Annotated in this window: 23 protein-coding genes; 12 read left to right on the forward strand and 11 right to left on the reverse strand. The window is 34.8% G+C overall.

Annotated elements, in window-relative coordinates:
* Positions 1 to 44: 44 nt before the first annotated feature.
* The 4 genes from ACM55M_RS03870 to ACM55M_RS03885 all read left to right on the forward strand — a co-directional run bounded on the left by ACM55M_RS03870 (position 45) and on the right by ACM55M_RS03885 (position 5238).
* Positions 45 to 611 (forward strand): DUF3109 family protein, encoded by a 567-nt coding sequence (locus ACM55M_RS03870; RefSeq protein WP_416856184.1) that lies wholly within the window; start codon positions 45 to 47, stop codon positions 609 to 611.
* A 262-nt stretch (positions 612 to 873) separates the two neighbouring features.
* Entirely contained in the window at positions 874 to 1851 is a 978-nt protein-coding gene (locus ACM55M_RS03875) for a ribonucleotide-diphosphate reductase subunit beta (protein WP_416856185.1), read from the forward strand.
* A gap of 177 nt (positions 1852 to 2028) precedes the next feature.
* Complete coding sequence (locus ACM55M_RS03880) at positions 2029 to 4443, forward strand: ribonucleoside-diphosphate reductase subunit alpha (protein WP_416856187.1); 2415 nt, start codon at positions 2029 to 2031, stop codon at positions 4441 to 4443.
* Between the two features lie 300 nt (positions 4444 to 4743).
* Positions 4744 to 5238: an RDD family protein gene (locus ACM55M_RS03885; protein ID WP_416856189.1), complete on the forward strand. Its 495-nt coding sequence runs from the start codon at positions 4744 to 4746 to the stop codon at positions 5236 to 5238.
* A 64-nt stretch (positions 5239 to 5302) separates the two neighbouring features.
* On the opposite strand, the gene metE is transcribed toward ACM55M_RS03885, so the two are convergent.
* Positions 5303 to 7627: a 5-methyltetrahydropteroyltriglutamate--homocysteine S-methyltransferase gene (gene metE / locus ACM55M_RS03890; RefSeq protein WP_416856190.1), complete on the reverse strand. Its 2325-nt coding sequence runs from the start codon at positions 7625 to 7627 to the stop codon at positions 5303 to 5305.
* 155 nt (positions 7628 to 7782) lie between these two features.
* Between metE and ACM55M_RS03895 the strand changes: the two genes are divergently transcribed.
* Positions 7783 to 8244: an Lrp/AsnC family transcriptional regulator gene (locus tag ACM55M_RS03895; RefSeq protein ID WP_416856191.1), complete on the forward strand. Its 462-nt coding sequence runs from the start codon at positions 7783 to 7785 to the stop codon at positions 8242 to 8244.
* A gap of 134 nt (positions 8245 to 8378) precedes the next feature.
* Positions 8379 to 9725 (forward strand): deoxyguanosinetriphosphate triphosphohydrolase, encoded by a 1347-nt coding sequence (locus tag ACM55M_RS03900; RefSeq protein WP_416856192.1) that lies wholly within the window; start codon positions 8379 to 8381, stop codon positions 9723 to 9725.
* 5 nt (positions 9726 to 9730) lie between these two features.
* Here ACM55M_RS03900 and ACM55M_RS03905 read toward each other — a convergent pair whose 3' ends face one another.
* Positions 9731 to 10771, reverse strand: a complete 1041-nt coding sequence (locus ACM55M_RS03905) for a DUF3078 domain-containing protein (protein ID WP_416856193.1) — start codon at positions 10769 to 10771, stop codon at positions 9731 to 9733.
* 36 nt (positions 10772 to 10807) lie between these two features.
* Positions 10808 to 12589 (reverse strand): 1-deoxy-D-xylulose-5-phosphate synthase, encoded by a 1782-nt coding sequence (locus ACM55M_RS03910; protein ID WP_416856194.1) that lies wholly within the window; start codon positions 12587 to 12589, stop codon positions 10808 to 10810.
* A gap of 38 nt (positions 12590 to 12627) precedes the next feature.
* On the opposite strand from ACM55M_RS03910, the gene ACM55M_RS03915 reads away from it, so the two are divergent.
* Complete coding sequence (locus tag ACM55M_RS03915; RefSeq protein ID WP_416856195.1) at positions 12628 to 13071, forward strand: nucleoside deaminase; 444 nt, start codon at positions 12628 to 12630, stop codon at positions 13069 to 13071.
* Between the two features lie 16 nt (positions 13072 to 13087).
* Here ACM55M_RS03915 and ACM55M_RS03920 read toward each other — a convergent pair whose 3' ends face one another.
* The 5 genes from ACM55M_RS03920 to ACM55M_RS03940 form a co-directional block, all read right to left on the reverse strand.
* Positions 13088 to 14623 (reverse strand): ArnT family glycosyltransferase, encoded by a 1536-nt coding sequence (locus ACM55M_RS03920; protein ID WP_416856196.1) that lies wholly within the window; start codon positions 14621 to 14623, stop codon positions 13088 to 13090.
* Complete coding sequence (locus ACM55M_RS03925; RefSeq protein WP_416848191.1) at positions 14623 to 15000, reverse strand: GtrA family protein; 378 nt, start codon at positions 14998 to 15000, stop codon at positions 14623 to 14625. Before ACM55M_RS03925 ends, ACM55M_RS03920 begins: the two co-directional genes overlap by 1 nt.
* Entirely contained in the window at positions 15001 to 15714 is a 714-nt protein-coding gene (locus ACM55M_RS03930; protein ID WP_416856197.1) for a phosphatase PAP2 family protein, read from the reverse strand.
* A 251-nt stretch (positions 15715 to 15965) separates the two neighbouring features.
* Positions 15966 to 17510: an Rne/Rng family ribonuclease gene (locus tag ACM55M_RS03935; RefSeq protein WP_416856198.1), complete on the reverse strand. Its 1545-nt coding sequence runs from the start codon at positions 17508 to 17510 to the stop codon at positions 15966 to 15968.
* A gap of 325 nt (positions 17511 to 17835) precedes the next feature.
* On the reverse strand, positions 17836 to 18126 hold the full coding sequence (locus tag ACM55M_RS03940; RefSeq protein WP_016989051.1) for an HU family DNA-binding protein: 291 nt from the start codon (positions 18124 to 18126) through the stop codon (positions 17836 to 17838).
* A gap of 133 nt (positions 18127 to 18259) precedes the next feature.
* Between ACM55M_RS03940 and mutY the strand changes: the two genes are divergently transcribed.
* From mutY to gldD, 4 genes are read left to right on the forward strand one after another with little or no spacing between them, the layout of a single operon-like run.
* On the forward strand, positions 18260 to 19297 hold the full coding sequence (mutY, locus tag ACM55M_RS03945) for an A/G-specific adenine glycosylase (protein WP_416856200.1): 1038 nt from the start codon (positions 18260 to 18262) through the stop codon (positions 19295 to 19297).
* Positions 19298 to 19343: 46 nt separating this feature from the next.
* A complete protein-coding gene (locus tag ACM55M_RS03950) occupies positions 19344 to 19784 on the forward strand; it encodes a single-stranded DNA-binding protein (RefSeq protein ID WP_416856287.1) in 441 nt (146 codons plus the stop codon).
* Positions 19785 to 19806: 22 nt separating this feature from the next.
* Positions 19807 to 21102, forward strand: coding sequence for a gliding motility-associated protein GldE (locus ACM55M_RS03955; protein ID WP_416856202.1), 1296 nt, complete (start codon positions 19807 to 19809; stop codon positions 21100 to 21102).
* 51 nt (positions 21103 to 21153) lie between these two features.
* Positions 21154 to 21717: a gliding motility lipoprotein GldD gene (gene gldD, locus ACM55M_RS03960; RefSeq protein ID WP_416856204.1), complete on the forward strand. Its 564-nt coding sequence runs from the start codon at positions 21154 to 21156 to the stop codon at positions 21715 to 21717.
* Between the two features lie 159 nt (positions 21718 to 21876).
* Here gldD and ACM55M_RS03965 read toward each other — a convergent pair whose 3' ends face one another.
* Positions 21877 to 22260 (reverse strand): heavy-metal-associated domain-containing protein, encoded by a 384-nt coding sequence (locus tag ACM55M_RS03965; RefSeq protein WP_416856206.1) that lies wholly within the window; start codon positions 22258 to 22260, stop codon positions 21877 to 21879.
* Positions 22261 to 22365: 105 nt separating this feature from the next.
* On the opposite strand from ACM55M_RS03965, the gene ACM55M_RS03970 reads away from it, so the two are divergent.
* Entirely contained in the window at positions 22366 to 23232 is an 867-nt protein-coding gene (locus tag ACM55M_RS03970) for a DMT family transporter (protein ID WP_416856208.1), read from the forward strand.
* 93 nt (positions 23233 to 23325) lie between these two features.
* Here the strand turns inward: ACM55M_RS03970 and ACM55M_RS03975 are convergent, their stop codons facing one another.
* Both ACM55M_RS03975 and ACM55M_RS03980 read right to left on the reverse strand, forming a co-directional pair.
* Complete coding sequence (locus ACM55M_RS03975; RefSeq protein ID WP_416856210.1) at positions 23326 to 24741, reverse strand: M16 family metallopeptidase; 1416 nt, start codon at positions 24739 to 24741, stop codon at positions 23326 to 23328.
* 13 nt (positions 24742 to 24754) lie between these two features.
* On the reverse strand, positions 24755 to 26080 hold the full coding sequence (locus tag ACM55M_RS03980) for a M16 family metallopeptidase (RefSeq protein ID WP_416856211.1): 1326 nt from the start codon (positions 26078 to 26080) through the stop codon (positions 24755 to 24757).
* Between the last annotated feature and the right edge of the window lie 185 nt (positions 26081 to 26265).

Consider the following 26265-nt stretch of genomic DNA (forward strand, 5'->3'; position numbering starts at 1 on the left):
ACTTTGACTACCTTTGCACTTTATAATCACAGTAACCCAAAAGAATGTTTCAATTAGGAAAAACCATCGTCTCAGAAGACATACTCGGAAAAGATTTTGTTTGCAATTTATCAGCCTGTAAAGGGGCTTGTTGTGTAGATGGCGATGCCGGAGCTCCATTGAGTGTTGAGGAAACTAAGATATTAGAAGAAATTTATCCTATAGTAAAACCATTTCTTCGGAAACAAGGAATTGCCGCTATCGAAGCGCAAGGAACTTGGGTAACAGGAACAGATGGTGATCTTGAAACACCACTGATTGACAATAAAGATTGTGCTTACGTGATTTTTGACGGAAAAACAGCACTTTGTGGTATCGAACAAGCGTACAATCAAGGAATAATTGACTGGAAAAAACCAGTTTCTTGCCATTTATATCCTATTCGTGTGAAAGATTTTACCGAGTTTGCCGCTGTTAATTACGACAAGTGGGATATTTGTGATGCGGCCTGTTCTTTAGGTCAGGAACTCGAAGTTCCTGTTTACAAATTTGTTAAAGAAGCATTGGTTAGAAAGTTTGGAGAAGACTGGTATGCAGAGCTTGAAAAAGTGGCTCTGGATATGAAAAAATAAATCTAAAAAAAATAAATTTTTCTTGTTTTTTGTTTTTAAAATCCTATATTTTACGGTACTTTACACTCTTTTTTAAATTTTAAATAGCTGATATACAGTTTTTTATATTTTATGTGAAAAAGGTGCTAATTTTTTCTATTTGTTAAAAACTAGGTCCGATTGTGAATAAGTTTGACTTTTAATTTCGGCAATATTTCACAATCTTTGTAATCCACAGAAAGCATAAAATTTCGTTAAAATCTCAATAAAATAAACAATTATAATGGCGCAAGTTGAACCAATTTTACAAGAAAATAAAAATCGTTTCGTAATTTTTCCTATCAAACACCATGATATTTGGGAATTTTATAAAAGTATGGAAGCCAGTTTCTGGACTGCTGAAGAAATCGATTTGTCACAGGATTTAAATGACTGGAATAACAAACTTTCGGATGATGAACGGTATTTTGTAAAACACATTTTAGCATTTTTTGCTGCTTCTGACGGAATCGTAAATGAAAATCTTGCTGAAAATTTTGTGAACGAAGTGCAGTATGCTGAAGCAAAATTCTTTTACGGTTTTCAAATCATGATGGAAAACATCCATAGTGAAACGTATTCTTTGTTGATTGATACCTATGTGAAAGATGAAGTAGAGAAAGATGAATTGTTCAACGCTTTAGAGGTTTTTCCGGCGATTAAGAAAAAAGCGGACTGGGCTTTGAAATGGATTGAATCCGATTCGTTTGCGGAGCGTTTGATTGCTTTTGCAGCGGTGGAAGGAATTTTCTTTTCGGGAGCATTTTGTTCTATTTATTGGTTGAAAAAAAGAGGGTTAATGCCGGGATTGACATTTTCTAATGAACTGATTTCTCGTGATGAAGGCGTTCATTGTGATTTTGCAGTGCATTTACACAACCACCACTTGGTTAATAAAGTTCCAAAAGAAAGAATCAGAGGTATTATTGTTGATGCTTTAAATATAGAGAGAGAATTTATCACGGAGTCACTTCCTGTGAGTTTAATAGGGATGAATGCGGTATTAATGACACAGTATTTAGAATTTGTTGCCGACAGATTATTAGTAGAATTAGGTTGCGACAGAGAATACAATACCTCAAATCCGTTTGATTTCATGGATATGATTTCGCTTCAGGGGAAAACAAATTTCTTTGAAAAGAAAGTGGCCGAATATCAAAAAGCAGGTGTGATGAATACCGATGAAGATGCTCAGAAAATTAGTTTTGATGCTGATTTTTAGAAAGTAGTTATCGCATTATCGGGTGTTTCAGCCCCGATGGAAGGGAATATCCTTTTTGTTTTTTTTCTTTAAAAAAACAAAAAGATTGGAATGACAGCGGGATTAGCTTCCCAAAAAAATGAAACAAATACTCAAAAACGGGAAAGGGATTTTCTGTTTTTTAAAACAATTAAGCGTATGTACGTAGTTAAAAGAGATGGGCACAAAGAGCCGGTAATGTTCGACAAAATCACAGATAGAATTAAAAAACTATGTTATGGTTTGAATGATTTGGTTGATGCCGTGAAAGTGGCCATGCGAGTAATTGAAGGACTTTATGATGGTGTTTCGACATCTGAGTTAGATAATCTTGCTGCCGAAACTGCGGCTTCGATGACTATTGCACATCCAGATTATGCACAATTAGCCGCTCGTATTGCAATCTCAAATTTACATTCGAATACAAAAAAATCATTTTCGGAAACGATGAATGATATGTTCAATTATGTAAACCCAAGAAACGGTCAATATGCTCCGTTGCTTTCTGAGGAAGTACATAAAGTGATTATGGATAATGCGGAGTTTCTAGACTCACATATTATATACAATAGAGATTTCAATTACGATTATTTTGGGTTTAAAACTTTGGAAAGATCGTATTTGCTAAAAATAAACGGTAAAATTGTAGAGCGTCCGCAACACATGTTAATGCGGGTGTCTGTTGGTATCCACTTAGATGATTTGAAATCGGTAATAGAAACGTACGACTTAATGTCGAAAAAATTCTTTACGCATGCAACGCCAACATTGTTCAATGCCGGAACGCCAAAACCTCAAATGTCTTCTTGTTTCCTTTTGGCAATGCAAGATGATAGTATTGACGGGATTTATGATACGTTGAAACAAACGGCAAAAATCTCCCAATCGGCAGGTGGAGTTGGACTTTCTATTCATAATGTAAGGGCTACCGGTTCTTACATACGTGGGACAAACGGAACTTCAAATGGAATTGTTCCGATGTTGCGTGTTTTCAATGATACCGCTCGTTATGTGGATCAAGGTGGTGGAAAACGTAAAGGTAGTTTTGCTATTTATATCGAAACTTGGCATGCGGATATCTTTGAATTCCTGGACTTGAAAAAGAACACCGGAAAAGAAGAAATGCGTGCCAGAGATTTGTTTTTTGCGATGTGGACTTCGGATCTGTTCATGAAACGAGTACAGGAAGACAGTTATTGGACGTTGATGTGTCCGAATGAATGTCCGGGATTGTATGATGTGTATGGCGAAGAATTTGAAGCGATGTACATTGATTACGAGAAACGTGGAAAAGGGAGAAAAACCATCAAAGCGCATGAATTGTGGGAGAAAATTCTAGAATCGCAAATTGAAACTGGAACACCTTACATGTTGTACAAAGATGCAGCCAACAGAAAATCAAACCAAAAAAATCTAGGTACGATTCGTTCTTCGAATTTGTGTACCGAGATTATGGAATACACTTCGAAAGATGAAATCGCGGTTTGTAACCTGGCTTCACTTTCGTTGCCCATGTTTGTGGAAAACAAAAAATTCAATCACGAATTGTTGTACACCGTTACCAAACGCGTGACCAGAAACTTGAATAAAGTTATTGACAGAAATTATTATCCGGTAATAGAAGCCGAAAACTCTAATATGCGTCACAGACCAGTTGGTCTTGGAGTACAAGGATTGGCCGATGCTTTCATTATGTTGCGTTTGCCATTTACAAGCGACGAAGCCAAGAAACTGAACCAGGAAATTTTTGAAACTTTATATTTTGCTGCCGTTACCGCTTCAATGGAAATGGCCAAAGAAGAAGGTCCTTATTCTACTTTTGAAGGGTCGCCAATGTCACAAGGAGAATTCCAGTACAATTTGTGGGGAATGAAAGATGAGGAATTATCCGGTCGCTGGGACTGGGCTTCCTTGCGAAAAGAAGTGATGGAACACGGAGTGAGAAACTCCTTGTTAGTAGCGCCAATGCCAACGGCTTCGACTTCTCAAATCTTGGGTAACAACGAGGCATTCGAGCCCTATACTTCTAATATTTACACCAGAAGAGTACTTTCGGGAGAATTTATTGTGGTAAACAAACACTTGTTACACGATTTAGTGGAACGCGGTTTGTGGAACGAAACCTTGAAACAAGAATTAATGCGAAATAACGGTTCGGTTCAAGACCTGAACATTCCGCAAGACTTGAAAGAATTGTACAAAACAGTTTGGGAAATGTCCATGAAAGACATTATCGATATGTCGCGTCAACGTGGTTATTTTGTGGATCAATCACAATCGTTGAACTTATTCATGCAAAATGCCAATTATTCTAAATTGACATCGATGCATTTCTACGCTTGGCAATCCGGATTGAAAACGGGAATGTATTATTTAAGAACAAAAGCTGCGGTGGATGCGATTAAATTCACATTGAACAACGATAAAAAAGCGGAGCCAATTGAAATTAAAGAACAACCAATCGCTGTTCCTGTAGTTGCAGAACAAGTAGAGATGACTACCGAAGAATACAGAGCAATGATCGAATTGTCTAAAAATGCTGGTCCGGACGATTGTGAAATGTGTGGGTCTTAGGAATTGTAGAATGATGATTAACGATTTTTGATTTTTGATCGAAAATCAGTATAAATAAACCTTTTACATTTTGGCGAAGGAGAAATTTTAAGCAGTTATTGTAATGATAGCTGCTTTTTTTTGGAGCAATTTCCCGCTTTCCGTTACAATCTTTTTATTTTTAAAGAAAAAATAAAAAGGATTTCCACTTCAATCGGGGCTAAAACCCCAAGATTTAAGAGTAAAATTTGTAAATAATTCACTATATTTGAGATAATTATTAGCCCTTAAAGTCTTTTATTATAATCAAAAACGATAAAAATGGAAAATAAAAAATTTACTGTTACAGATGATTTATTAGCTTCCAAAAGCCAGCGTTTCCTGAATTTCATTATCGATCTACTGATTATTTATATTATCGGAATCACTATCGGCACTACCATAACTATAATTGGAGACTTGACCCATAGTTATGCAGCTTCGAATTGGGTTAAAGCATTGAGCCCCATTGAAAATTTCTTTTTTGGACTTATTATCCTGTTTTTTTATTACGGACTTACTGAAATGTATTTCTCCAGAACATTCGCAAAATATTTCACTGAAACACTGGTTGTAAAGCATGATGGTTCAAAACCAAATATGAAAAGCGTTATTCTACGAACAGTCTCCAGATTAATCCCTTTCGAGCCTTTTTCTTTTTTAGCAGGCGATTCGCGAGGATGGCACGATACATTATCCGTTACGTATGTGGTAAAAAAGGATGAGTTTATTGCGAGAAAGAAATTGCTTGATCCATCTGGTGAAATTGTAGTTTAATGATAGTTTCCCTAAAAAAGAAAACCCAATAGATTTTTAAATCTACCGGGTTTTTTCAATTGAACTATAATGTCACTATATTATTTACTGCAATTCTCATTTCTTGAGCAGCGGCTACCATTTCGATCAAAGCTTTTTTGGTTTCGTCCCAATGACGCGTTTTTAAACCACAATCCGGGTTTACCCAAAGCTGGTCTACAGGAATCACTGCCGACGCTTTTTCTAATAACTTCACCATTTCGGAACTGGAAGGAACGCGAGGCGAATGGATATCATACACGCCAGGTCCTATTTCGTTTGGATAATTGAAATCGGCAAAAGCATCCAGTAATTCCATTTGCGAACGCGAACATTCTATGGTGATTACATCGGCATCCATATCGGCAATATTCTGGATGATGTCGTTAAATTCGCTGTAACACATGTGCGTATGAATCTGGGTGTCATCTTTTACGCCACTTGCCGAAATTCTAAAGGCTTTTACGGCCCAATCCAAATAGGTTGCCCATTCTTCTTTTCGTAAAGGCAATCCTTCTCGAATGGCGGGTTCGTCAATTTGAATAATCTTAATTCCTGCATTTTCTAAATCGACTACTTCATCTCTAATCGCCAGTGCAATTTGAGTACAGGTTTCTGAGCGGGGTTGATCGTTGCGGACAAAGGACCATTGTAAAATAGTCACGGGACCAGTTAGCATTCCTTTAACCCATTTTGGCGTCAGCGATTGTGCAAAGGCTGACCATTTCACAGTCATCGGATTTGGACGCGATACATCACCATAAATAACGGGAGGTTTCACACAACGGCTTCCGTAACTTTGTACCCAGCCGTTTTTGGTAAATGCAAATCCGTCTAATTGTTCTCCAAAATATTCCACCATGTCATTGCGTTCAAATTCTCCGTGCACCAATACATCAATGCCGGTTTCTTCTTGAAAGCGAATCGTTTCTTCGGTTTCTTTTTGGAGTAAATCATCGTATTGTTGTTGGTTTAATTCGCCTTTTTTGAATTTCGCTCTCCAGCTGCGCACTTCGGTAGTTTGCGGAAAAGAACCAATAGTTGTAGTTGGGAATAATGGAAGATTCAATACGTCTATTTGTTTTTTTCTTCGAATGGAAAACGGATTTCCTCTCTGATCATCACCGGTTGTAATACTGGCGACACGATTTTTCACCGCATCATTATGGATTAATTTAGATGTTTTTCGGTTTTCGTTGGCGATCGTATTTTCTTGAAATAAAACCGATTCATGTTGAGTTATCTCATTTAAAGCAAAGCTTTGAAGCAGTACTACTTCATCGATTTTTTGTTTGGCGAAAGCCAGCCATTGTTTGATTTCAGGAGTTAATGTTGTGTTGTTGGTTTCTAGTTCCAAATCACATGGCGAGTGAATAAGGGAACACGATGGTGCAATTAGTATTCTGTTTTCGCCAAGTGCGTCCGTTGCTTTTTTGATAAGGGCTACCGATTTTTTGAAATCATTTTTCCAAATGTTCCTTCCATCGACAACGCCAAGGGAAAGATTTACGTTGTCTGATAATTGTCCGGATTCTAAAATATCATCCAACTGCGAATGACAACGCACCAAATCCAAATGTAAAGTGTGAACAGGTAACGCAAGAACAGTTTCTAGATTTTCACCAAAGCAATCAAAATAATTAGCAAGAATTAATTTGATTTTAGGGAAGCGTTTGTTGATTTCGGTATACACATACGTGATAGCGCTTCTTTCTTTATCAGTTAGATTCAAGGCTAAAAATGGTTCGTCAAATTGAATCCATTCAATGTTTTCGTCTTCTAATTTTTTAAGAATTTTAAAATATACCGGAAGTAATTTATCAATAAGGTCTATTCTATGGAAACCTTCTTCCTTTTCTTTTCCAAGAAGTAAATAAGAAACGGGTCCTATTAGAACTGGTTTTGTTGCGATTCCTAAAGTATTGGCTTCTTTGAACTCGTCGATTATTTTTTCGGAGAATAATTTAAATTCTTGATCTTTTGTAAATTCCGGTACAATGTAATGGTAATTGGTATCAAACCATTTTGTCATTTCCATGGCAACCACATCTTCTCCGTCTTTTTGTGAACCTCTTGCCATGGCAAAATACAAATCGATAATGGAGTTTGTTTTGGCTAACTCTTGATACCGTTTTGGAATAACACCCAATGTAAGTGATAAATCCAATACTTGATCATAAAAGGAAAAGTCATTGGAAGGGATTAAATCGATTCCAGCCTCGGCTTGTAATTGCCAGTTTTCTTTGCGGATAGTTGCGCCTATAGTTAAAAGTTCTGCTATGGAAATTTTTCCTGCCCAATACGATTCACAGGCTTTTTTTAATTCTCTGTTGCTGCCAATTCTTGGATAACCTAGATTGTTTGTTTTCATTTTTTACAGTATTTTTTACTATGCAAAGTTATTGTATTGGATATTTAAACTTAAATTAGCGCATTGTTTCAGTGAATAAAAGTGTTATATGGATATAATGTAGGTTTTAGTTCGGAATGAAACTTTGAAAATGATTTTTAACAGTAAAAAGTACTATGGGAAATATCGACAACATTGATTTGCAAATTTTAAAACACCTGCAGGAAAACTCCAATATCAATACTAAAGAGCTAGCAAGTAAATTATTTTTGACGGTTACACCAGTCTATGAACGGATAAAAAGATTGGAACGGGACGGCTATATTATGAAATATGTTGCTTTATTGGATAAGAAAAAATTGAATCTTGGGATGACCGTATTTTGTAATGTTCGGCTAAAAGAACACGCCAAAAATGTGGGGAGTAATTTTGTAAAAGATATCGTAGCCCTTCCTGAAATTATCGAATGCTACAACATTGCAGGAGATTATGATTTCATGTTGAAAATTCTGGTGGAAGATATGTCCAGTTATCAAGATTTTGTGATGAATAAACTATCCACTATCGAAAATATCGGGAATACGCAAAGTGTTTTTGTGATGGGAGAAATCAAGCACAGTACGGCATTGGCTATTTAACAACGCAAAATCATTGTATTGGAATTTTTGTTTTAAGAGAATTTTAATTGCGGGGTAAAATCTTAAAATAAAATGTATTTTTGGTTCTTTTAAATCGGAGATCAAAATTCGTTAATCTGAAATTATAAATCATAATGAACTGGGAACAACTTTTATCACTAAGAAGACAAGGCGACAAGGGCAAAAGATTGCGTGTAGAACAAGACGATACCCGTTTGGGTTTTGAGGTTGATTATGATCGTATAATCTTTTCGTCCGCTTTTAGAAGTTTACAGGATAAAACACAGGTTATTCCCTTATCAAAAACTGATTTTGTGCATACCCGATTGACACATAGTTTGGAAGTTTCGGTTGTGGGACGTTCTTTAGGTCGATTGGTTGGTAAGAAAATCATAGAAAAATACCCGCATTTAAAAGAGGTTCACGGCTATCACATGAATGATTTTGGTGCTATAGTTGCCGCAGCATCATTGGCTCATGATATTGGGAATCCGCCTTTTGGCCATTCTGGTGAAAAAGCAATTGGAGAGTATTTTTCTATTGGGAAAGGGCAGCAATACAAAGACCAGCTTACTCCCAAAGAATGGCAGGATTTAATTGATTTTGAAGGAAATGCGAATGGATTTTCAGTACTGACAGCAGGTCGTCCCGGAATTGAAGGGGGGCTTCGAATTTCCTATGCGACTCTTGGTGCTTTTATGAAATATCCAAAAGAAAGTTTGCCGAAAAAACCAACCGCAGCTATTGCCGATAAAAAATATGGTTTTTTTCAAACTGACAAAGCCTTTTTCCAAGATGTGGCTACTGATATGGGTTTGATTCCAAATAAATCGGGAGATAATATAGGTTTCGAGAGACATCCTTTGGCTTATTTAGTCGAAGCAGCGGATGATATTTGTTATACCATAATCGATTTTGAAGACGGAATCAATTTAGGGTTAGTTTCGGAGGATTTTGCCTTGGAATATTTGATAAAATTGGTAAAAGACAGCATCGATACATCTAAATACAAGACTTTAGAAACCAAAGAAGACCGAATAAGTTATTTGCGTGCTTTGGCAATCGGTAGTTTAATTAATGATGCAGTGAAAGTTTTTATCGAAAATGAAGCCTTAATTTTGGATGGTAAATTTCCGTATGCTATAATGGATAAAAGTAAGTACAAAGCGCAGATGGATGATATCATTAAAATCAGCGTTAAAAACATTTACCAAAGCCGTGAAGTCATCGAGAAAGAAATCGTCGGATATCAAATTATACAAACTTTATTGGATAAATTCATAACCGCTTTCAATAATAAATTCAACGGAGAAGCATCAAATTATGATGCTCTCATTATGAAAATGTTGCCAGAGAAACATCATTTAGAAAAGGAAAATCTTTATGGAAGATTACTTCATATTTGTCATTATGTATCGCTGCTGACTGATGGGAATGCGCTCGAATTATTTGAAACTATTAATGGAAGAAAAAAAGCTTAATTGTTTTAGAAAGCATATACTATTCCCACACCTAAAAGTTGTTTTAGTTGTGTTTTTGGACCTTCGGTAATTTGTTTGCCATCAATTTCTTTTTTTGTTTTTATATCATCATCATAGACTATTCGGGTTCCTATATTTGCTTTTACATATTGGTTTACAACTAAGTCTAATGTTAAATCGCAATCAACATCAACATTGCCAAAATTATTAATGTAATCAGAGTATAAACTTAAGCGGTTTTCTATATTAATATTTTTGGCAATTTCTTTTTTATAAGAGCTAGTCACTAAAAAACCAAGTTCAGTTTTTGACATTTTACCTTCAGAAATTAGAAGCCCAGCACTGTCATAAGTTGCTTTTTCAACACCAAAGGCACCTTGATTGGCTAATTTTTGATCTAAAACCAATGTGGTTTTAAAAGTAAAAGGGGAAATATAGAATATTCTATTTTTATCTTTACTGCTGTTTTCAGCTCCCATCCCCATAAATGCATATGCTGGCGCTAAAGGTTTTGATTTGGCAATTTCTTTATTTGGATACGAATAACCATTTGAAAACTGGGAGTTAAAATTAAATTTTGCGGTGTGATACCAATTTGAAAGGGTGTCATTTCGATACCCAAAGGAGGAATTAAATCGGATGGCATCTTCCGTTTTTCTTACTTCGATTCCATCTTGTTTGTTTAAACCATATCGAATAACAAGTTCGTTTACCCATTTGCGATTTTTTTTGGCATATACTCTTGTGAAATCTCCTTTAACCAATCCTGATATGGAGCTTGTTCCACCAGCACTCCAATTAACAAAAGCAATTTCTGAGAGGTAGAAACCTAAGCTATTTTTTTTTGTCCAAGGTGATACCGTATATATAGGGGTCGGCGGGTGTATTTTTAATGCCACTGTCAAAGGTTCGTAAGTAGTTACTTTTACAAGTGTTGTTGTAGGTATAAGTCCCCCTATTATAGGAGTTGTTGCTGTCTCTTGAGAAAAACTATTTATAGAAATTGTTAGCGTAAACAAGAGTAAAGCGTAGGATAGTAATTTCATAAAATCGTATAAATTTAAGGGCGCAAAATAATTATTTTAATAACTCGAAAAAAGTATTTCAAGACTTTTAACGTCAATTTTACAATATTGTTGTTGTTCGGTAACGGTACCCTGTTCTATAAATTCATCGGGAATCCCAAGAACAGTTATTTTTGAAGTATAACTATTCTCGGATGCAAACTCGAGAATTGCACTTCCAAAGCCGCCTTTTATAACGCCATCTTCAATTGTAATTATAGTTTTAAATTCAGTAAAAATGGAGTGTAATTGATTATTGTCTAATGGTTTAACAAAAGGAAAATCGTAATGGGCAATGATTGTTGCATCTTTCATTTTGGCTAAGGCCAAAGTAACAGTATTGCCAATTGTTCCATTGGATAAAACGGCTACTTTCGAACCATTTTTAATACAAATACTTTTTCCAATTTCTATTTTTTTATACGTGCCCAGATGTTGCTTTTGCCAATCTTCAATGACGCCCCGACCTCTCGGATAACGAATTGCTATTGGATTATTCAAGCCCAACTGTGCCGTATAGAGAATATTTTGTAGCGCTATTTCGTTCATTGGAGCATAAACAATCATATTGGGAATGCATCGTAAAAAAGCCAAATCGAAAACGCCATGATGCGTTGCGCCGTCTTCACCCACTAAACCAGCTCTGTCCAAACAAAAAATTACCGGTAAATTCTGTATAGCCACATCGTGAATAACCTGATCGTAGCCTCTTTGTAAAAAAGTAGAATAGATATTGCAGAAAACCACCATGCCTTGCGTCGCCATTCCGGCTGCGAGAGTTACTGCATGTTGCTCGGCAATTCCTACATCAAAAGCACGTTTTGGAAAAGCGTTCATCATAAATTTCAATGAACTTCCGGAGGGCATTGCAGGGGTAATTCCAATGATTTTTTCGTTCTTTTTAGCTAAATCCAATAACGTCAAGCCAAATACATCTTGGTATTTTGGGGGTAAATTTTCTTCTGATTTTATGTGGATTTCACCTGTATTAGCATCAAATTTTCCAGGGGCATGGTATTTCACCTGATTCTCTTCTGCTTGTTGCAATCCTTTTCCCTTGGTGGTAGTGATATGGAGGAATTTTGGACCTTTTATTTTCTGTAATCGCTTTAATTCCTTGATTACCGCGAAAATATCATGACCGTCTATTGGTCCGGAATAATTAAAATTCAAAGACTTAATCATGTTGTTTTGTCTTGGATTCTTTCCTTCTTTTACGGCAGTGAGGTATTGTTTCAAAGCGCCTACACTGGGGTCGATTCCAATAGCGTTGTCATTGAGGATCACTAATAAATTAGCATCAGTAACTCCGGCGTGATTTAAGCCTTCAAAAGCCATTCCTGATGCGATGGATGCATCTCCAATCACGGCAATGTGTTGTTTGTTGAAGTCGCCTTTCAAATTGGATGCAATTGCCATTCCAAGAGCTGCCGAAATAGAAGTAGAGGAGTGGCCTACGCCAAAAGCATCGTAACTGCTCTCACTTCTTTTTGGAAAACCCGAAATGCCACCCAATTGCCGATTGGTATGGAAATGTTCTCTTCTACCCGTCAGTATTTTATGTCCGTAGGCTTGGTGGCCTACGTCCCAAATCAATAAATCGGTTGGTGTATCAAAAACATAATGCAAAGCGATAGTGAGTTCTACAACGCCAAGGCTCGCGCCGAGATGACCTTCTTTTACTGAGACAATATCGATGATGAATTCACGTAATTCCTGAGCAACTTGAGGAAGTTGGGCTTCGTCGAGTACCCGTAAATCGGTTGGGTTATTTATGTTTGAAAGTAAATTATCTGACATAAAGCAAATGTACGAATTGAATTCTTATTTTTGTAACTATGATAAATCCTTTCACCGACGAATATTTTATGAAAAAAGCGTTGCAAGAAGCCGAAATGGCTTTTGATAAAGCCGAAATTCCTGTTGGCGCCATTATTGTCGTTGCTAATAAAGTGATAGCCCGAAGTCATAATTTAACCGAATTACTCAACGATGTAACGGCTCATGCCGAAATGCAGGCTATTACAGCTGCTGCGAATTATCTCGGGGGCAAATATTTAATTGGGTGCACACTTTATGTGACATTAGAACCTTGCCAAATGTGTGCCGGCGCTTTGTATTGGAGTCAGATTTCGAAAATTGTTTTTGGTGCAACCGATGAAAATCGAGGTTTTACAAAAATGGGGACGCAACTGCATCCTAAAACCACTGTTGTTTCTGGAGTTTTAGCTGAGCAAGCTGCAGAGCTGATGAAAAGATTTTTTGTGGAGAGAAGGAAATAATTATATAGAATAACGGTTATTTTACTTTATATCCTTCAAGCAAATAAACCAGCATATTTCTAACATGCTTTTTATTCCTGAATTGTCGGATGACTACTGGCGTGTTAATTTTTTCGAACATTATTTTGTATGGCTCACTCGGATCGCTAAAATTATTGGATACTGTAATAAAGTAGGCGTCATCACCATATTTTAGTTTCTTTCTGTATTTGTTTAACCATTCATAGGTATGAATATCCTCTAATTTACCGACAGCAATGAAATCTAAATGCAACGGTTGTGCAATATAATTATCGATATGTGCACCAGGAAACCACTTGTTGTTAATGATAAAAGTTGTAGTCGTTTTTCCAGATTCAATCTCTTTTTTATATGTTTTTTGAAACTCATTTTTGAAGAAATTCCAATCGTACATGTCTAATGTTACATCACCTTTACCAAACGATTCTTCTTTTTTATTTCCAATGGTGCCGGGAAAGTAATTAATTAACAGAATTCCAGAAATTGTTATTATCAATATGAAAATACAAGAAGAAATGGCTAATTTATTTAATCTTAGATTTTTATTTTTTAAAGTTTGTACTTCATCAGCAATGTAACAAGCGGTGAGAATCATCAATGCTATAAAGGCCGGTCCGGACCAATGTGGAAGCGTATCTCTGAACAATGACATAAAAAGCAGCAAGAAAATTAATGGAATACTTAATAAAAGAAGTACTCTTTTGATTGGCGCTGCGATATCGAGTTTGTTTTTCCAAAGTGCAATTATTGATACAATAAACAAAAAATAATTAATCGGGTTATTATAAAAAATACCTCCAAAAAATTCTCTAAAAAAACTACTGGAATTAATACCGCTATTAATGGAAACTCTATTACTGTGAAAAGTATAGGTAATGAAATGATTATTAATATTCCAGATTAATACGGGTGAAATAATTAGTATAGTGATTAATACCGCAAGATAGAGGTATCCATTTGCCAGCAGAGTCCTTTTATAGCATAAAATATACAATGCAAAGCCGAACCATAAAAATATACCATGTATTTTACTCATAATACACAAGCCAGTAACTAGTCCAAAAAGTAAAATATTATAATTTAGATGGGTATCAGTTTTGGTAGCTGATACAATTTTTATAAGTAAAGAAACACAGATCATCCAAAAAAATAATTGTGGGGAATCAGGCATAATAAAAACACCTGCAATTATACTCGAATAAAAAGAACCAGTAAACAATAAAGCAGCGATAAAACCTGCTTTTTCATTCTTTATATTTTTGCAAATAGTATAAATCAAATAGGTGTTAATTCCTGCTAAAATAATAGAACCTAAACGGATGAAAAGTTCGTTTGTGAAAAACAAATTGAGTGTTGTTAATCTGATAAGTAAGGCAACCATGGGTGGATGGTCGAAATAATTCCATTGTAAATGTTGGGCATAAGTAAGGTAATAAACTTCATCGTTGCCCAGTCCTGTTGTAATTGCAATAATCCCCCTAACTAAAGTGGCGATAAGTATCAGTAAAAATAGCTTGTGCTTTTCTGTCATTATAATTTAAAGGTATACAGTGTGTTGGCGGTGAAATTCCATATAACCACAATAATAGTAACGATTACTTTGCATACATAAAAATTGATTTTGGTGTTTTTTTGAAGCAAATAGAGCAAAATTGTGTTTAATGTAAGACCTATAACTGAAATAATTAAAAAACTAAAAAACTGAGATACAACATGACTGTCGTTATTGTGAAAAGTAAAATATCTGTTGAGAATATAATTGTTTACAACTGCAAATGAAAATCCTAACGAGTTAGCGACATATTTATTTAGTCGTAATTTTTCTTTACAAAACCAAGTTATGCAGAAATCGATTGCAAGACCGGTGAAGCCTACCAATCCAAATTTTATAAATATAATGAAATCCATTTACCCGTTGGTTATTGAAGAGTTCGGAAAAGTAGTACCCCAAGGTTTTAGTATTAAACGACTTTGTTTAATAACTGTTTTGATGATTTTTAAACTAATGGCTTCGTACCAAACTATAGATAAAGACGCAAACAGAATCCCTATTATAGCTCCTCCCAATACATCTATTAAAAAATGATGAGCTAAATATATTCTGGAATATCCTATTAAAAGTCCAAAACCCAATGAAAATACACTAACGCGTTTACTTGTAAAATAAGTAGAAAAAATTGTGGCCATTGCAAAAGCGGAAGCGGAATGGCCAGAAGGAAAACTGCGAAATCCAACTCTACTGTTCACAAACGTATCTAAATAAAATTTATATTTATGGACTGCAAAATACACACTTGGCCTAGGTGCAGTAATAATTGTTTTGAAAATTTGAGAAAATATACCGGAGACTAAATAAGCCAGTACTAAAAGTAAAGCCAGTTTTTTATGCTTTTTAAAAAAAACAAGGATTACTAAACTAACTAAAAAAGTGAACATACCATCTCCCAAAAAAGTGATGTTCTGAAAGAAGATTTTCAGGTTTTTTGTGTGAAAACTATTCAAAAAAATAAAGCCTTCAGTTCTTGAAAGAACGCACAAAAAAACAGCAATAGTTATTGTCAACAGCAAATTAATTTTATAAAACAGACTGTTTTTATATAGTAAGGTTAAAAGTGTATCCATTTTCAAAAGAAATATTTTTACAAAATTAATCGGTTACTGTATTCTTAATAGATATTAAATATTATAAAAATAAAATCAAATCGTAAAACGAATGTTACGTAGGATATGATTGCCTCTATGAATCAAGGGCTATATAAACCGAGCAAGACATCAAAGATTCGGCGAACCTAAATGGCTTTTAAAAAAAAAAGACATAAAAAAACCGCCAATCTCACGAAAGGCGGTTTTTTATTTTGAATTTATTTCAGAATCTATTCTATAATAACATTTTCTTTTTTATCGTAGAAATGATATTCTAAATACGTGTAAGCGTCACGAGGTATGATTTTCACCCACTTTTTATGTTCAAGAAACCATTTTGAACGTAATGATGGAAAACCTTTGGTAAGGTATGCGGCCACAAATGGATGTACATTAAGTACTACTTCTTTGTGATTTTTTAAAACTGTTTCTAAATCGGAAGCAATTTTATCAATGATTAATATTGGAGCTTCTATTTCTCCATTTTCATTGTTTGGATCTTCTTCTCTAGTTTTAATGTTTACTTCTGGTCTTACTCTTTGTCTTGTAATTTGGACTAATCCAAATTTACTCGGAGGTAAGATTTTATGTTTTGCTTTATCATCGCTCATTTCTTCCCGTAGGAATTCGAACAAAACTTTACGATTTTCTGGATTAGACATATCGATAAAATCAACTACAATGATACCGCCCATATCACGAAGACGCAATTGTCTTGCAATTTCAGCAGCAGCAATCATATTCACTTCCATGGCTGTATCTTCCTGGTTGGTAGCCTTATTAGAACGATTTCCGCTGTTTACGTCTATAACGTGCAAAGCTTCAGTATGTTCGATAATAAGATAAGCCCCTTTACTCATGGATACTGTTTTTCCAAAAGAAGTCTTGATCTGTCTCTCTATGTTGTATTTCTCAAAAATAGGCGTATCGTTTGATTGATAAAACTTAACAATTGATTGTTTTGAAGGAGCAATTTCTTGCAAATAATCCTTCGTTTGGTTGAACAACTCTTCATCATCAATTTGAATACCACTAAAGGTATCATTAAATACGTCTCTTAATATGGAAGAGGCTCTGTTGAGTTCTCCCAATACTTTGGACGGATGATGAGCAGTTGGTAATTTTTTACACATTGCAGTCCATCTGCTAAGCAGGTTCTGCAAATCTTTTTCTAATTCGGCTGTATTTTTGCCTTCGGCTACTGTGCGAACAATAACACCAAATCCTTTTGGTTTGATGGATTGTACTAATCGTTTCAAGCGTTCTTTTTCCTTTTTGTCTTCTATTTTTTGAGAAATAGAAACGCGGTCAGAAAACGGAACTAAAACTATAAATCTTCCGGCAAGAGAAAGCTCAGCGCTAATTCTTGGTCCTTTTGTAGATATTGGTTCTTTGACGACTTGTACTAAAATAGATTGATTGGCACTTATTACATCAGTAATAGTACCGTCTTTATCTATCTCTTTTTCAAACTGAAAGTTTTTTAGGGAGAAATCTTTTAATTTACCTGCGCTTACAAGTTTTATGAATTTCAGTTGGGAAGATAGATTAGGACCTAAATCGTGATAATGTAAAAAAGCATCTTTTTCGAAGCCTACATTTACAAAAGCAGCATTAAGTCCGGCAACAGGTTTCCTTATTTTGGCAATAAAAATATCACCTACTTGGAAGTTGCTTTTTTCTTCTTCTTTGTGTAATTCAATTAGTTTTCCATCTTTTAATAAGGCAAAATCTACGGCTTCAGAACTAGATCTAATGATTAATTCTTTATTCACACTGTAAATTTTTTATCTATTCGCCAAGACGAACAAATGGATTAAACAATATTTTAACAGGTATTGAACCCGGGGAGATTTTAGATTTCTGAGTTTTGATTCTTAATTTTAGATTTTTCAAATCTGCAATCTTAAATTGGTAATCTACTATCTTAAATCTCAATTTCAATGAACGTTTAAAAAGAAAAAAGTAGTTTAAAACTACTTTTTCTTTTTGTGACGGTTAGCTCTCGCTCTTTTTTTACGTTTGTGAGTTGCTACCTTATGTCTCTTTCTTTTTTTACCGCTTGGCATATCTTGAAGATTTTATGATTAATTAATTATATTATTTTGCTTCGTTATTTATTTTTACTCCTTCAACAAAAACTTTTGCAGGTTTGAAGGCTGGAATATTATGTGCAGGAATTTTTATTGTTGTATTTTTAGAGATATTTCTACCTGTTTTTTCCGCTCTAGTTTTTACGATAAAGCTTCCAAAACCTCTTAAATAAACATTGTCTCCAGTTTCTAATGAATTTTTTACTTCATTCATAAAAGTCTCTACAGTTGCTTGCACATCTCCTTTTTCAAGACCTAATTTTTCTGAAATTTTTGCTACGATATCTGCTTTCGTCATTTTCTTTCCTATTTATTATGTTGTACTATTTTTTTGAGTTTGCAAATATAGGAATTTAAAAAACAATTATTCAAGCTAATTCATTAAATTTTAATAACATAAACTTTTACTTTTGCTAACAAATAATTAAAACATGACTTTTTCTAACTTGTTAATACAATGGTATTTACGTAACAAGCGCGATTTGCCTTGGCGAAATACGAATAATCCTTACCCTATTTGGCTCTCGGAAATTATGTTGCAACAAACAAGAGTCGCCCAAGGGATGCCTTATTTTCTGTCTTTTACAACGGTGTTTCCTACTGTTTTTGATTTGGCGAAAGCCGACGAAGAACAAGTTTTAAAACTTTGGCAAGGTTTGGGATATTATTCTCGTGCCCGAAATTTGCATAAAACGGCTCAGCATGTAGCGGATGAATTATCAGGAGTTTTTCCGGGGACTTATAAGGACTTGTTGAAACTGAAAGGAATTGGAGAATATACCGCTGCTGCAATTGCTTCTTTTTCGTATAATGAAGTAGTCCCTGTTGTTGATGGAAATGTATTCCGGGTTTTATCACGTTATTTTGATATTGAAACGGATATTGCTGCGGCTTCCGCCAAAAAGGAATTTGCTGCTCTAGCTTTTGAATTAATGCCAAAAGACAATCCGGCTATTTTTAATCAAGCCATCATGGAGTTTGGTGCTTTGCAATGCGTTCCAAAAAGTCCTAATTGTGGCATTTGCGTTTTTAACGAAAGTTGCGCCGCTTTACAAAAAAACAAAGTGGACCGATTGCCGGTAAAGTCTAAGAAACTGAAAGTAAGAAATCGCTTTTTTAATTATTTGGTTGTCAATGATGAACAGGGAAATACTGTAATTCAAAAGCGAACTGATAAAGGGATTTGGCATAATCTATACGAATTCCCTTTGATAGAAACCGAAAAAGTGGAAGACTTTGATTGTATTACGGAACGCATTCAAAAAGAATTTTTCACTAATAATGGAATTATCAGTATAATGGAATGTAACGAAAAGAGCATCATTCATAAATTATCGCACCAACACCTGCATATCAAGTTCTGGAAAGTGAATATAAAAGGAACAATTGAAAACGGAATTGATGTTGTGACTTTAAGAACATTCCCTTTCCCAATTGTGATTCATAATTTTATTGAAAAGGATTTATAAAGTTTCTAAAAAAATGTATCTTTGATTGAAATACAATTCTACTATTATGAACGGAACATTGAATAAGGTTATGTTGATAGGTCATCTTGGTGATGATGTCAAAATGCATTATTTTGATGGCGGAAATTGTATCGGTAGATTTCAATTGGCAACAAATGAAGTTTACATTAATAAAACGACCAACGAAAAAATCACTTCTACAGAGTGGCACAATTTGGTTGTGCGCAATAAAGCGGCCGAACTTTGTGAAAAGTACCTTTCGAAAGGGGATAAAATTTATGTAGAAGGCCGATTGAAATCGCGTCAATGGCAAGCGGAAGACGGCTCGACTAAATACACAACTGAAATTCAAGTAACTGAATTTACTTTTTTATCCACAAAAAAGGATAACGAGAACAACAAACAAATTCAAAATCCAGAATCCGTAAAAAACACTAACTTTGACGCGCAAAACAGCGGTTTACCAGTTAATGATTTGCCGTTTTGATGTTTAACTAATCTTTTTTAATTTGGACCCAGAGCCCAGTTTATTTTTTGCCTACGCCATAGACACTGACTTGGTGTTTGGTTTTGTTGGCATATTTGCCTTACTTTTTTGTTCTGCAATTGTTTCAGGAGCTGAAGTGGCTTTGTTTTCATTGTCGCAAAAAGACATTGACGAAACGTTGCTAGAGAATGTTTCAAAAGGGAAAATTATCTCAGAACTTTTAGAAAAACCCAAAAAGCTTTTAGCTACACTTCTGGTCGCTAACAATTTCATCAACATTGGAGTTGTAATCTTATTTTCATTTGTTGGTAAAGATCTGTTTGCTGCTGTCACTTCCCCTATTTTAAAATTTATTCTCGAAGTAATTGTAGTTACTTTTCTATTGTTGTTGTTTGGAGAGGTTTTGCCCAAAGTTTATGCCAGCAGAAACAACATTAAGTTTGCCAAGTTGATCGTTTATCCTGTTGCAGTACTAGATAAATTGCTTTCGCCAATAAGTTTGCCGATGCGCAAAATTACTATTTATTTACATAATAAATTGGGAAAACAAAAGACAAATTTTTCTGTAAATCAATTGTCACAGGCACTGGAGCTGACAGATTCGGATGAAACAACTTCAGATGAACAAAAAATATTAGAGGGAATTGTAAGTTTTGGGAATACCGATACGAAACAGGTGATGAGTCCCAGGATTGATATTTTTGCTTTAGAAATAGACGAATCTTTTTCAGTTATTTGTCCAAAAATTATAGAAAAAGGGTATTCCAGAATTCCGGTTTACCGAGACAATATAGATCAGATAGAAGGCGTTTTGTTTGTGAAAGATTTGCTTCCACATATAAACACCAGTGAATTTGATTGGAAGTCATTAGTAAGAGAGCCGTTTTTTGTTCCTGAAAATAAAAAATTAGACAATTTGCTGAAAGATTTTCAAAGTATGAAAAGTCATTTGGCCATTGTAGTTGATGAATATGGAGGAACTTCTGGTTTAGTCTCTTTGGAAGATGTAATCGAAGAAATCGTTGGTGATATCAGTGACGAATTTGATGATGATAATATCATTTTTTCTCAAATTGATGATAAAAATTATCTTTTTGAAGGAAAAATAAATCTCAAAGATTTCTATAGAATTATTGATGTAAATGAAGAATTATTTGAAATTAAAAAAGGAGAAGCCGAAACATTGGCTGGATTTATACTTGAGATTTTAGGGAATTTTCCTAAAAAAGATCAGAAAGTCGCATTTGAAAACTGCCAGTTTACGGTAGAGGCGGTAGATAAAAAACGAATTAAACAAATAAAAGTAACAATCGAATAATCAGCGGAATTTGCTTCTTTTGAAAAAAGATTAAATAAATTTAGAATAAAAATGTTTAAAAAAACAATTGCTTTCGTAGTATTGGTGTTAATGTCATTCTTGAGTTTCAGTTGCAAAGACGATGTTATGCCTAAGCCATCCAGTTATTTACGATTGGATTATCCGGAAGCAAAATATGTAAATTTCGAAAATGAATGTCCTTTTGCTTTCGAAATGAATTCGGAAGCTGTTATCAAAGGGGAGAAAGATTGCGGATTTACCATTACGTATCCAAAAATGAAAGCCACTATTTATCTGACTTATAAACCAGTGAATGATAATATTAATAAATTGTTGCGGGATGCTCAAAAACTCACATATGAGCACGTTATAAAAGCAGATGATATATTGGAACAGCCGTATTTAAATCCTCAAAAAAAGGTATTTGGCATGTTTTATCAGGTCGATGGAAACGCAGCCACTAACTCACAGTTTTATGCAACGGATAGTATTAAACATTTTGTAACCGGCTCTATTTATTTCTATGCGAAACCTAATTTTGATTCTATCATGCCAGCAGCGAGTTATGTCAAAAATGATATGCAAAGACTTATGGAAACCTTGAAGTGGAAATGATTTTCAGGAAAAATTTTAATAAAAAAATAACCATATAAGGCATTTAAGAACAAATATTATTATACCGTCGTTAAATGGCCTTTAATTTCTGAGATGGTTCAATAAAAAAAGCATTCGCCAGTAACGAATGCTTTTTTTATGAAAATTGAATAAGTCTAATTACGACTTCATATCCGAAACTTTATATGTTTTACCGTCAGCGGTTGCTTCGACAACTTTGGTCAGGCTTTCAGGATTTTGAACAGTTTTGTCAAAAGTTACAGTGGCCAGTTTTTTATCAAAATCTACGGTGGCTTTTTGTACACCATCCAGTTCAGATAATTCACTTTCTATTGTTTTGGCACACCCAATTGCACAAGTCATTCCGTCTACTTTGAAACTGGCTGTTTGCAAATTAGCGGCTGCAATTTCTTTTTTAACTTTCGGAACAGTAGTCTCTGTCGAAGCTGTTACAGTTGGAGCAGTTTCTTCCGTGTTTTTTTTGCAACTTACAAATAAAAGACCTGCAAGGGCTATCGCTGCTATTGATTTTGTGAAATTCATTTTTATGAGATTTAAATTAAAGGTCTAATTATCAGTTGCAAAATTAATGAAAAAAAGAAGTCCTATTTCATAAAATTATTACAATTTTGGGGCAAAATTAGATTTATGAATGCAAGACAATTGAAATGGGTTTACTTGATGATTCTTGCCTTGATTTGGGGAAGTTCATTTATTTTAATAAAAAAGGGATTAGTTGGTTTAACTGCTTTGCAATTAGGTTCTTTGCGAATCCTGTTTGCAGCGGTTTTTTTGTTATTGATAGGTTTTAAAAGTTTAACAAAAATCCCAAAGGAAAAATGGAAATATATTGCACTCACTTCGTTGTTTGGGACATTTACTCCTGCGTATCTTTTTGCTATTGCCGAAACTGAAATTGACAGTTCCATAACTGCGATTCTTAATTCCTTGACGCCATTAAATACGTTGATTTTGGGAGCGATGGCTTTTGGGATACATTTCAAAAGAAGTCAGGTTTGGGGCGTTTTTATAGGGCTTATAGGGAGTATGCTTTTAGTTTTTAACGGTGCCATAAATCATCCAGAGCAAAATTATTATTACGCTATTTTAGTTATAGTCGCTTCTGTTTGCTATGCCATAAACGTCAATTTATTAAAAAAATATTTGCATGATTTGAGCCCGTTGAGTATTACTACCGGGAATTTTGCATTTCTGTTGTTGCCAACATTGCTTATTTTAATTTTCTCTGGTTTTTTTGATGTAATTCATGTTGAGACCGTAAAGCATTCGGTTTTGTTTATCATGATATTAGGAGTGGTAGGAACTGGAATCGCTAATATTCTTTTCTTTAAATTAATCCAAATGTCCTCGCCGGTTTTTGCTACTTCGGTGACGTATTTAATCCCGATAGTCGCTTTTTTCTGGGGATTATTAGATAATGAAATGTTGACGCCAGTTCAGTTTTTTGGCGCTTTTATTATTTTGATTGGAGTTTATTTATCGGCAAAAAAGTAGTTTTAGCATTCAGATTTCAGGGATGCGATTAGTAAAAAACAAAGGCTATCTTATAAAGATAGCCTTTGTTGGTTTTTAAATAAAAAATAGATTTTATTTATAGACTGGTTTTTCTACAGGATTTCCGTAATTGTCAAAATAGAATAGTGGAATGTTTAGTTTTTCCAACCCAGGAATCACTTCAGATCCTTTTCCGGCAATTATAATTCGGGTATTATCTAAAAGGAAATACGTGTTGGCAGCACGAAGAATGTCATCTGGCGTTACTGCGTTTATGGTTTTGATGTAATTTTCATAGAAATCAGCAGGAAGATCCTCGGTTTCTATGTTTAAGGCGTATCGTGCAATTGCCTGTGGCTTTTCCACTTGCATTACAAACCGACCGATGTATCCGGCTTTTACATTCTTAAGCACTTCTGCCGAGACTTTTTCGGTTCTTATTTTTTTAATTTCTTTGATAAATTCTACCACGGCACTATCGGTAACGGTGCTTTTTACAGCAGAGGATGATCTTATTTTTGTAACGTATTTTCCAGAGCCGATGATTGCATTGGCACCATAAGTCCAGCCATTTTTTTCTCTTAAATTCATATTAAGGTAACTGTTGAAATCTCCACCAAGGATATAAGTGGCAATTACAGCTGGGAAAAAATCAGGATCGCTCATTTTTAAATTCACGGTATTCACTAGCGAAATCTCTGATTGAACGGCATTAGGGACATCAACAAAATTGATTTGGGTAAACGGTACATTTTGCGGAGCTGCATAGGTAAACTTTGGTGTGGGTTTTTTTTTCCATGAACCAAAAAGTCTTTCAACAATAGGTTTAACATCATTATATTTAATATCTCCAATAATTACCAAATAGCCGTTTTCGGGCACAAAATAGTTTTGATAATTGGATTCCACATCAGCAAGCGTTACGTTTTTAAGTGTTTCTTCGGTCATGTATTCACCGGAAGGGTGGTTTTTTCCAAAGGCAAGCGCATCAACCACTCTGTTAGCAATTGCAGGCACGCTTTTTTCCTGCGCTTTTAGGCCTTCTAATAATTTAGCTTTTTCTTTGTCGAATTCTTCTTGGGTGAATTTTGGATGCAAGGCTCCGTAAGCCATTAGTTCCAAAATTCTTCCTGAATATTTAGAAAGGGAACTGGCATAAGCGCCTTGTGAACTAAAGTTGATATTGGCGCCCAAGAAATCAATTTCTTCGTTGAAAGCATCTTTTGCAATTTTCACACTCCCGTTTCCTATAAGGTTGTTGCACAATTCATCGACACCTTTTTTAGTGCCTTCTGCAAATGGAGCGTTGTCTAATGCAAGATTAAAAGTTACTCGGGGTAATTTGTGATTTTCTACAATCATTACTTTCAAACCATTGTCTAAAGTAAAGGTTTGCGGTTTTTTTATATTTACCACTGGAGAAGCTCCAGGTTTTGGTTGTGGACGATTTTGTGCCTGCATGATTCCTGTTATGAACAAAATGAATAATAGAATAGTTGTTTTTTTCATGATTGAAAAGATCTTAATTTCGAGCCTCCGCTTTTGAAGGAACATAATCCAAAATAAGTCTTTGATTTGGATTTAAATATTTGTTGGCCACATCTCTAATTTCCTCACGTGTTATAGAATGCAATAAGTCAATCTCGGTATTAATCAAATTGATATCGCCATATAGCAAATAGTAAGTAGCTAAATTTTCGGCGATGCCTTCCAGCGAACCATTCTTATTGACAAAACGATTGTCAAACGTATTTTTCAATTTTTGAAAATCTTTCTCCGAAATCAACTCAGTCTGGATTTTTACAATTTCCTCGTCAATTTCTTTTATTAAATCGGCAGAAGTGTGCGTTGCCATTGGTAAACCATACAAAATGTACATGCCGTAATCTTCCTGACTAAAACCAACAGCATCTATTTGCAAAGCCATTTTTTTCTCATCAACGATTTTCTTGTATAATTTAGAGCTTTTTCCATCGCTCAAGTAGGACGAAATTAAATCCAATACTCTTGCATCTCTCGTTTTCATCGAAGGAGTTCTGTAAGTAGCCACAACCATTGGAATCTTAATATTTGAATCCTCATAGGTTGCTCTTATAGTTTGTGTAATCGGTTCTTCTGCAAAAGTTTGTTTTTTTATTTCCTTCCCTTTTGGGATTGATCCAAAATATTTCTGAATCCATTCTTTAGCGTTTGTTTTTTCGAAATCTCCTGCTACTACCAAAACGGCGTTGTTTGGAATATAAAACTTCTTATTAAAAGCCTGAAATTCTTCTAAAGTTGCTGCGTCTAAATGTTCCATCGAGCCAATTGTAGTCCAGCGATACGGATGGTTCTTGAACATATTTTCTTTTACGGCTCCAATGATATTGCCATAAGGCTGATTGTCATAACGACTTCTTTTTTCTTCCTTTATAACCCCGTTTTGAGTGTCAACTCCAATTTTATTGATTACCGGTTGCATTAATCTTTCGGATTCCATCCAAAGTGCCAGTTCTAAATTGTTAGAAGGAAATACTTCATAATAATAGGTGCGATCATCCGAAGTATTGGCGTTATTTATTCCGCCATTTGAAGTAACGATTTTGAACCATTCGCCGCGTTTAATGTTTTCGGTTCCTTCGAATAAAAGATGTTCGAAAAAATGGGCAAATCCTGTTCTGTTCGGCGTCTCATCTTTGGAACCTACATGATACATTACAGAAGTCACCACAACTGGTGCCGATGGATCGTTATGTAATATGACATGCATGCCATTATCTAAATCATATTCTTCGAAAGCTATTTTTTGAGCCGAAGCTATTCCTCCAAGCATAAGTGCGGTACTTAACATTATTATTAATTTTTTCATACGGATTAATACATTTCTATTTACAATAGATAAAAACGAAAAATATTTATACTTCAAAAATACCTTTTTTTAATCATGATTGTCCGGTGATTTAAAGTTTCGGTTAATTTTAACAAATTTGGCTGGATAAATTCTGTTTACGAATATATAAAGTGTTGAAAAACAAAGTTTAAAATAGGCGAAGT

This window comes from Flavobacterium galactosi, assembly GCF_048158585.1.
GTDB classification, from domain to species: domain Bacteria; phylum Bacteroidota; class Bacteroidia; order Flavobacteriales; family Flavobacteriaceae; genus Flavobacterium; species Flavobacterium galactosi.

Coding starts and splice junctions, on each gene's coding strand:
- ACM55M_RS03925 (WP_416848191.1), bottom strand. CDS start 15,000: ATGGATTTCATTATATTTATAAAATTTGGATTGGTAGGCTTCACCGGT.
- ACM55M_RS03905 (WP_416856193.1), bottom strand. CDS start 10,771: ATGAAATTACTATCCTACGCTTTACTCTTGTTTACGCTAACAATTTCT.
- metE (WP_416856190.1), bottom strand. CDS start 7,627: ATGAAAACAAACAATCTAGGTTATCCAAGAATTGGCAGCAACAGAGAA.
- gldD (WP_416856204.1), top strand. CDS start 21,154: ATGTTTAAAAAAACAATTGCTTTCGTAGTATTGGTGTTAATGTCATTC.
- ACM55M_RS03965 (WP_416856206.1), bottom strand. CDS start 22,260: ATGAATTTCACAAAATCAATAGCAGCGATAGCCCTTGCAGGTCTTTTA.
- ACM55M_RS03880 (WP_416856187.1), top strand. CDS start 2,029: ATGTACGTAGTTAAAAGAGATGGGCACAAAGAGCCGGTAATGTTCGAC.
- ACM55M_RS03920 (WP_416856196.1), bottom strand. CDS start 14,623: ATGACAGAAAAGCACAAGCTATTTTTACTGATACTTATCGCCACTTTA.
- mutY (WP_416856200.1), top strand. CDS start 18,260: ATGACTTTTTCTAACTTGTTAATACAATGGTATTTACGTAACAAGCGC.
- ACM55M_RS03870 (WP_416856184.1), top strand. CDS start 45: ATGTTTCAATTAGGAAAAACCATCGTCTCAGAAGACATACTCGGAAAA.
- ACM55M_RS03885 (WP_416856189.1), top strand. CDS start 4,744: ATGGAAAATAAAAAATTTACTGTTACAGATGATTTATTAGCTTCCAAA.
- ACM55M_RS03915 (WP_416856195.1), top strand. CDS start 12,628: ATGATAAATCCTTTCACCGACGAATATTTTATGAAAAAAGCGTTGCAA.
- ACM55M_RS03930 (WP_416856197.1), bottom strand. CDS start 15,714: ATGGATACACTTTTAACCTTACTATATAAAAACAGTCTGTTTTATAAA.
- ACM55M_RS03910 (WP_416856194.1), bottom strand. CDS start 12,589: ATGTCAGATAATTTACTTTCAAACATAAATAACCCAACCGATTTACGG.
- ACM55M_RS03970 (WP_416856208.1), top strand. CDS start 22,366: ATGAATGCAAGACAATTGAAATGGGTTTACTTGATGATTCTTGCCTTG.
- ACM55M_RS03975 (WP_416856210.1), bottom strand. CDS start 24,741: ATGAAAAAAACAACTATTCTATTATTCATTTTGTTCATAACAGGAATC.
- ACM55M_RS03895 (WP_416856191.1), top strand. CDS start 7,783: ATGGGAAATATCGACAACATTGATTTGCAAATTTTAAAACACCTGCAG.
- ACM55M_RS03940 (WP_016989051.1), bottom strand. CDS start 18,126: ATGACGAAAGCAGATATCGTAGCAAAAATTTCAGAAAAATTAGGTCTT.
- ACM55M_RS03875 (WP_416856185.1), top strand. CDS start 874: ATGGCGCAAGTTGAACCAATTTTACAAGAAAATAAAAATCGTTTCGTA.
- ACM55M_RS03900 (WP_416856192.1), top strand. CDS start 8,379: ATGAACTGGGAACAACTTTTATCACTAAGAAGACAAGGCGACAAGGGC.
- ACM55M_RS03980 (WP_416856211.1), bottom strand. CDS start 26,080: ATGAAAAAATTAATAATAATGTTAAGTACCGCACTTATGCTTGGAGGA.
- ACM55M_RS03950 (WP_416856287.1), top strand. CDS start 19,344: ATGAACGGAACATTGAATAAGGTTATGTTGATAGGTCATCTTGGTGAT.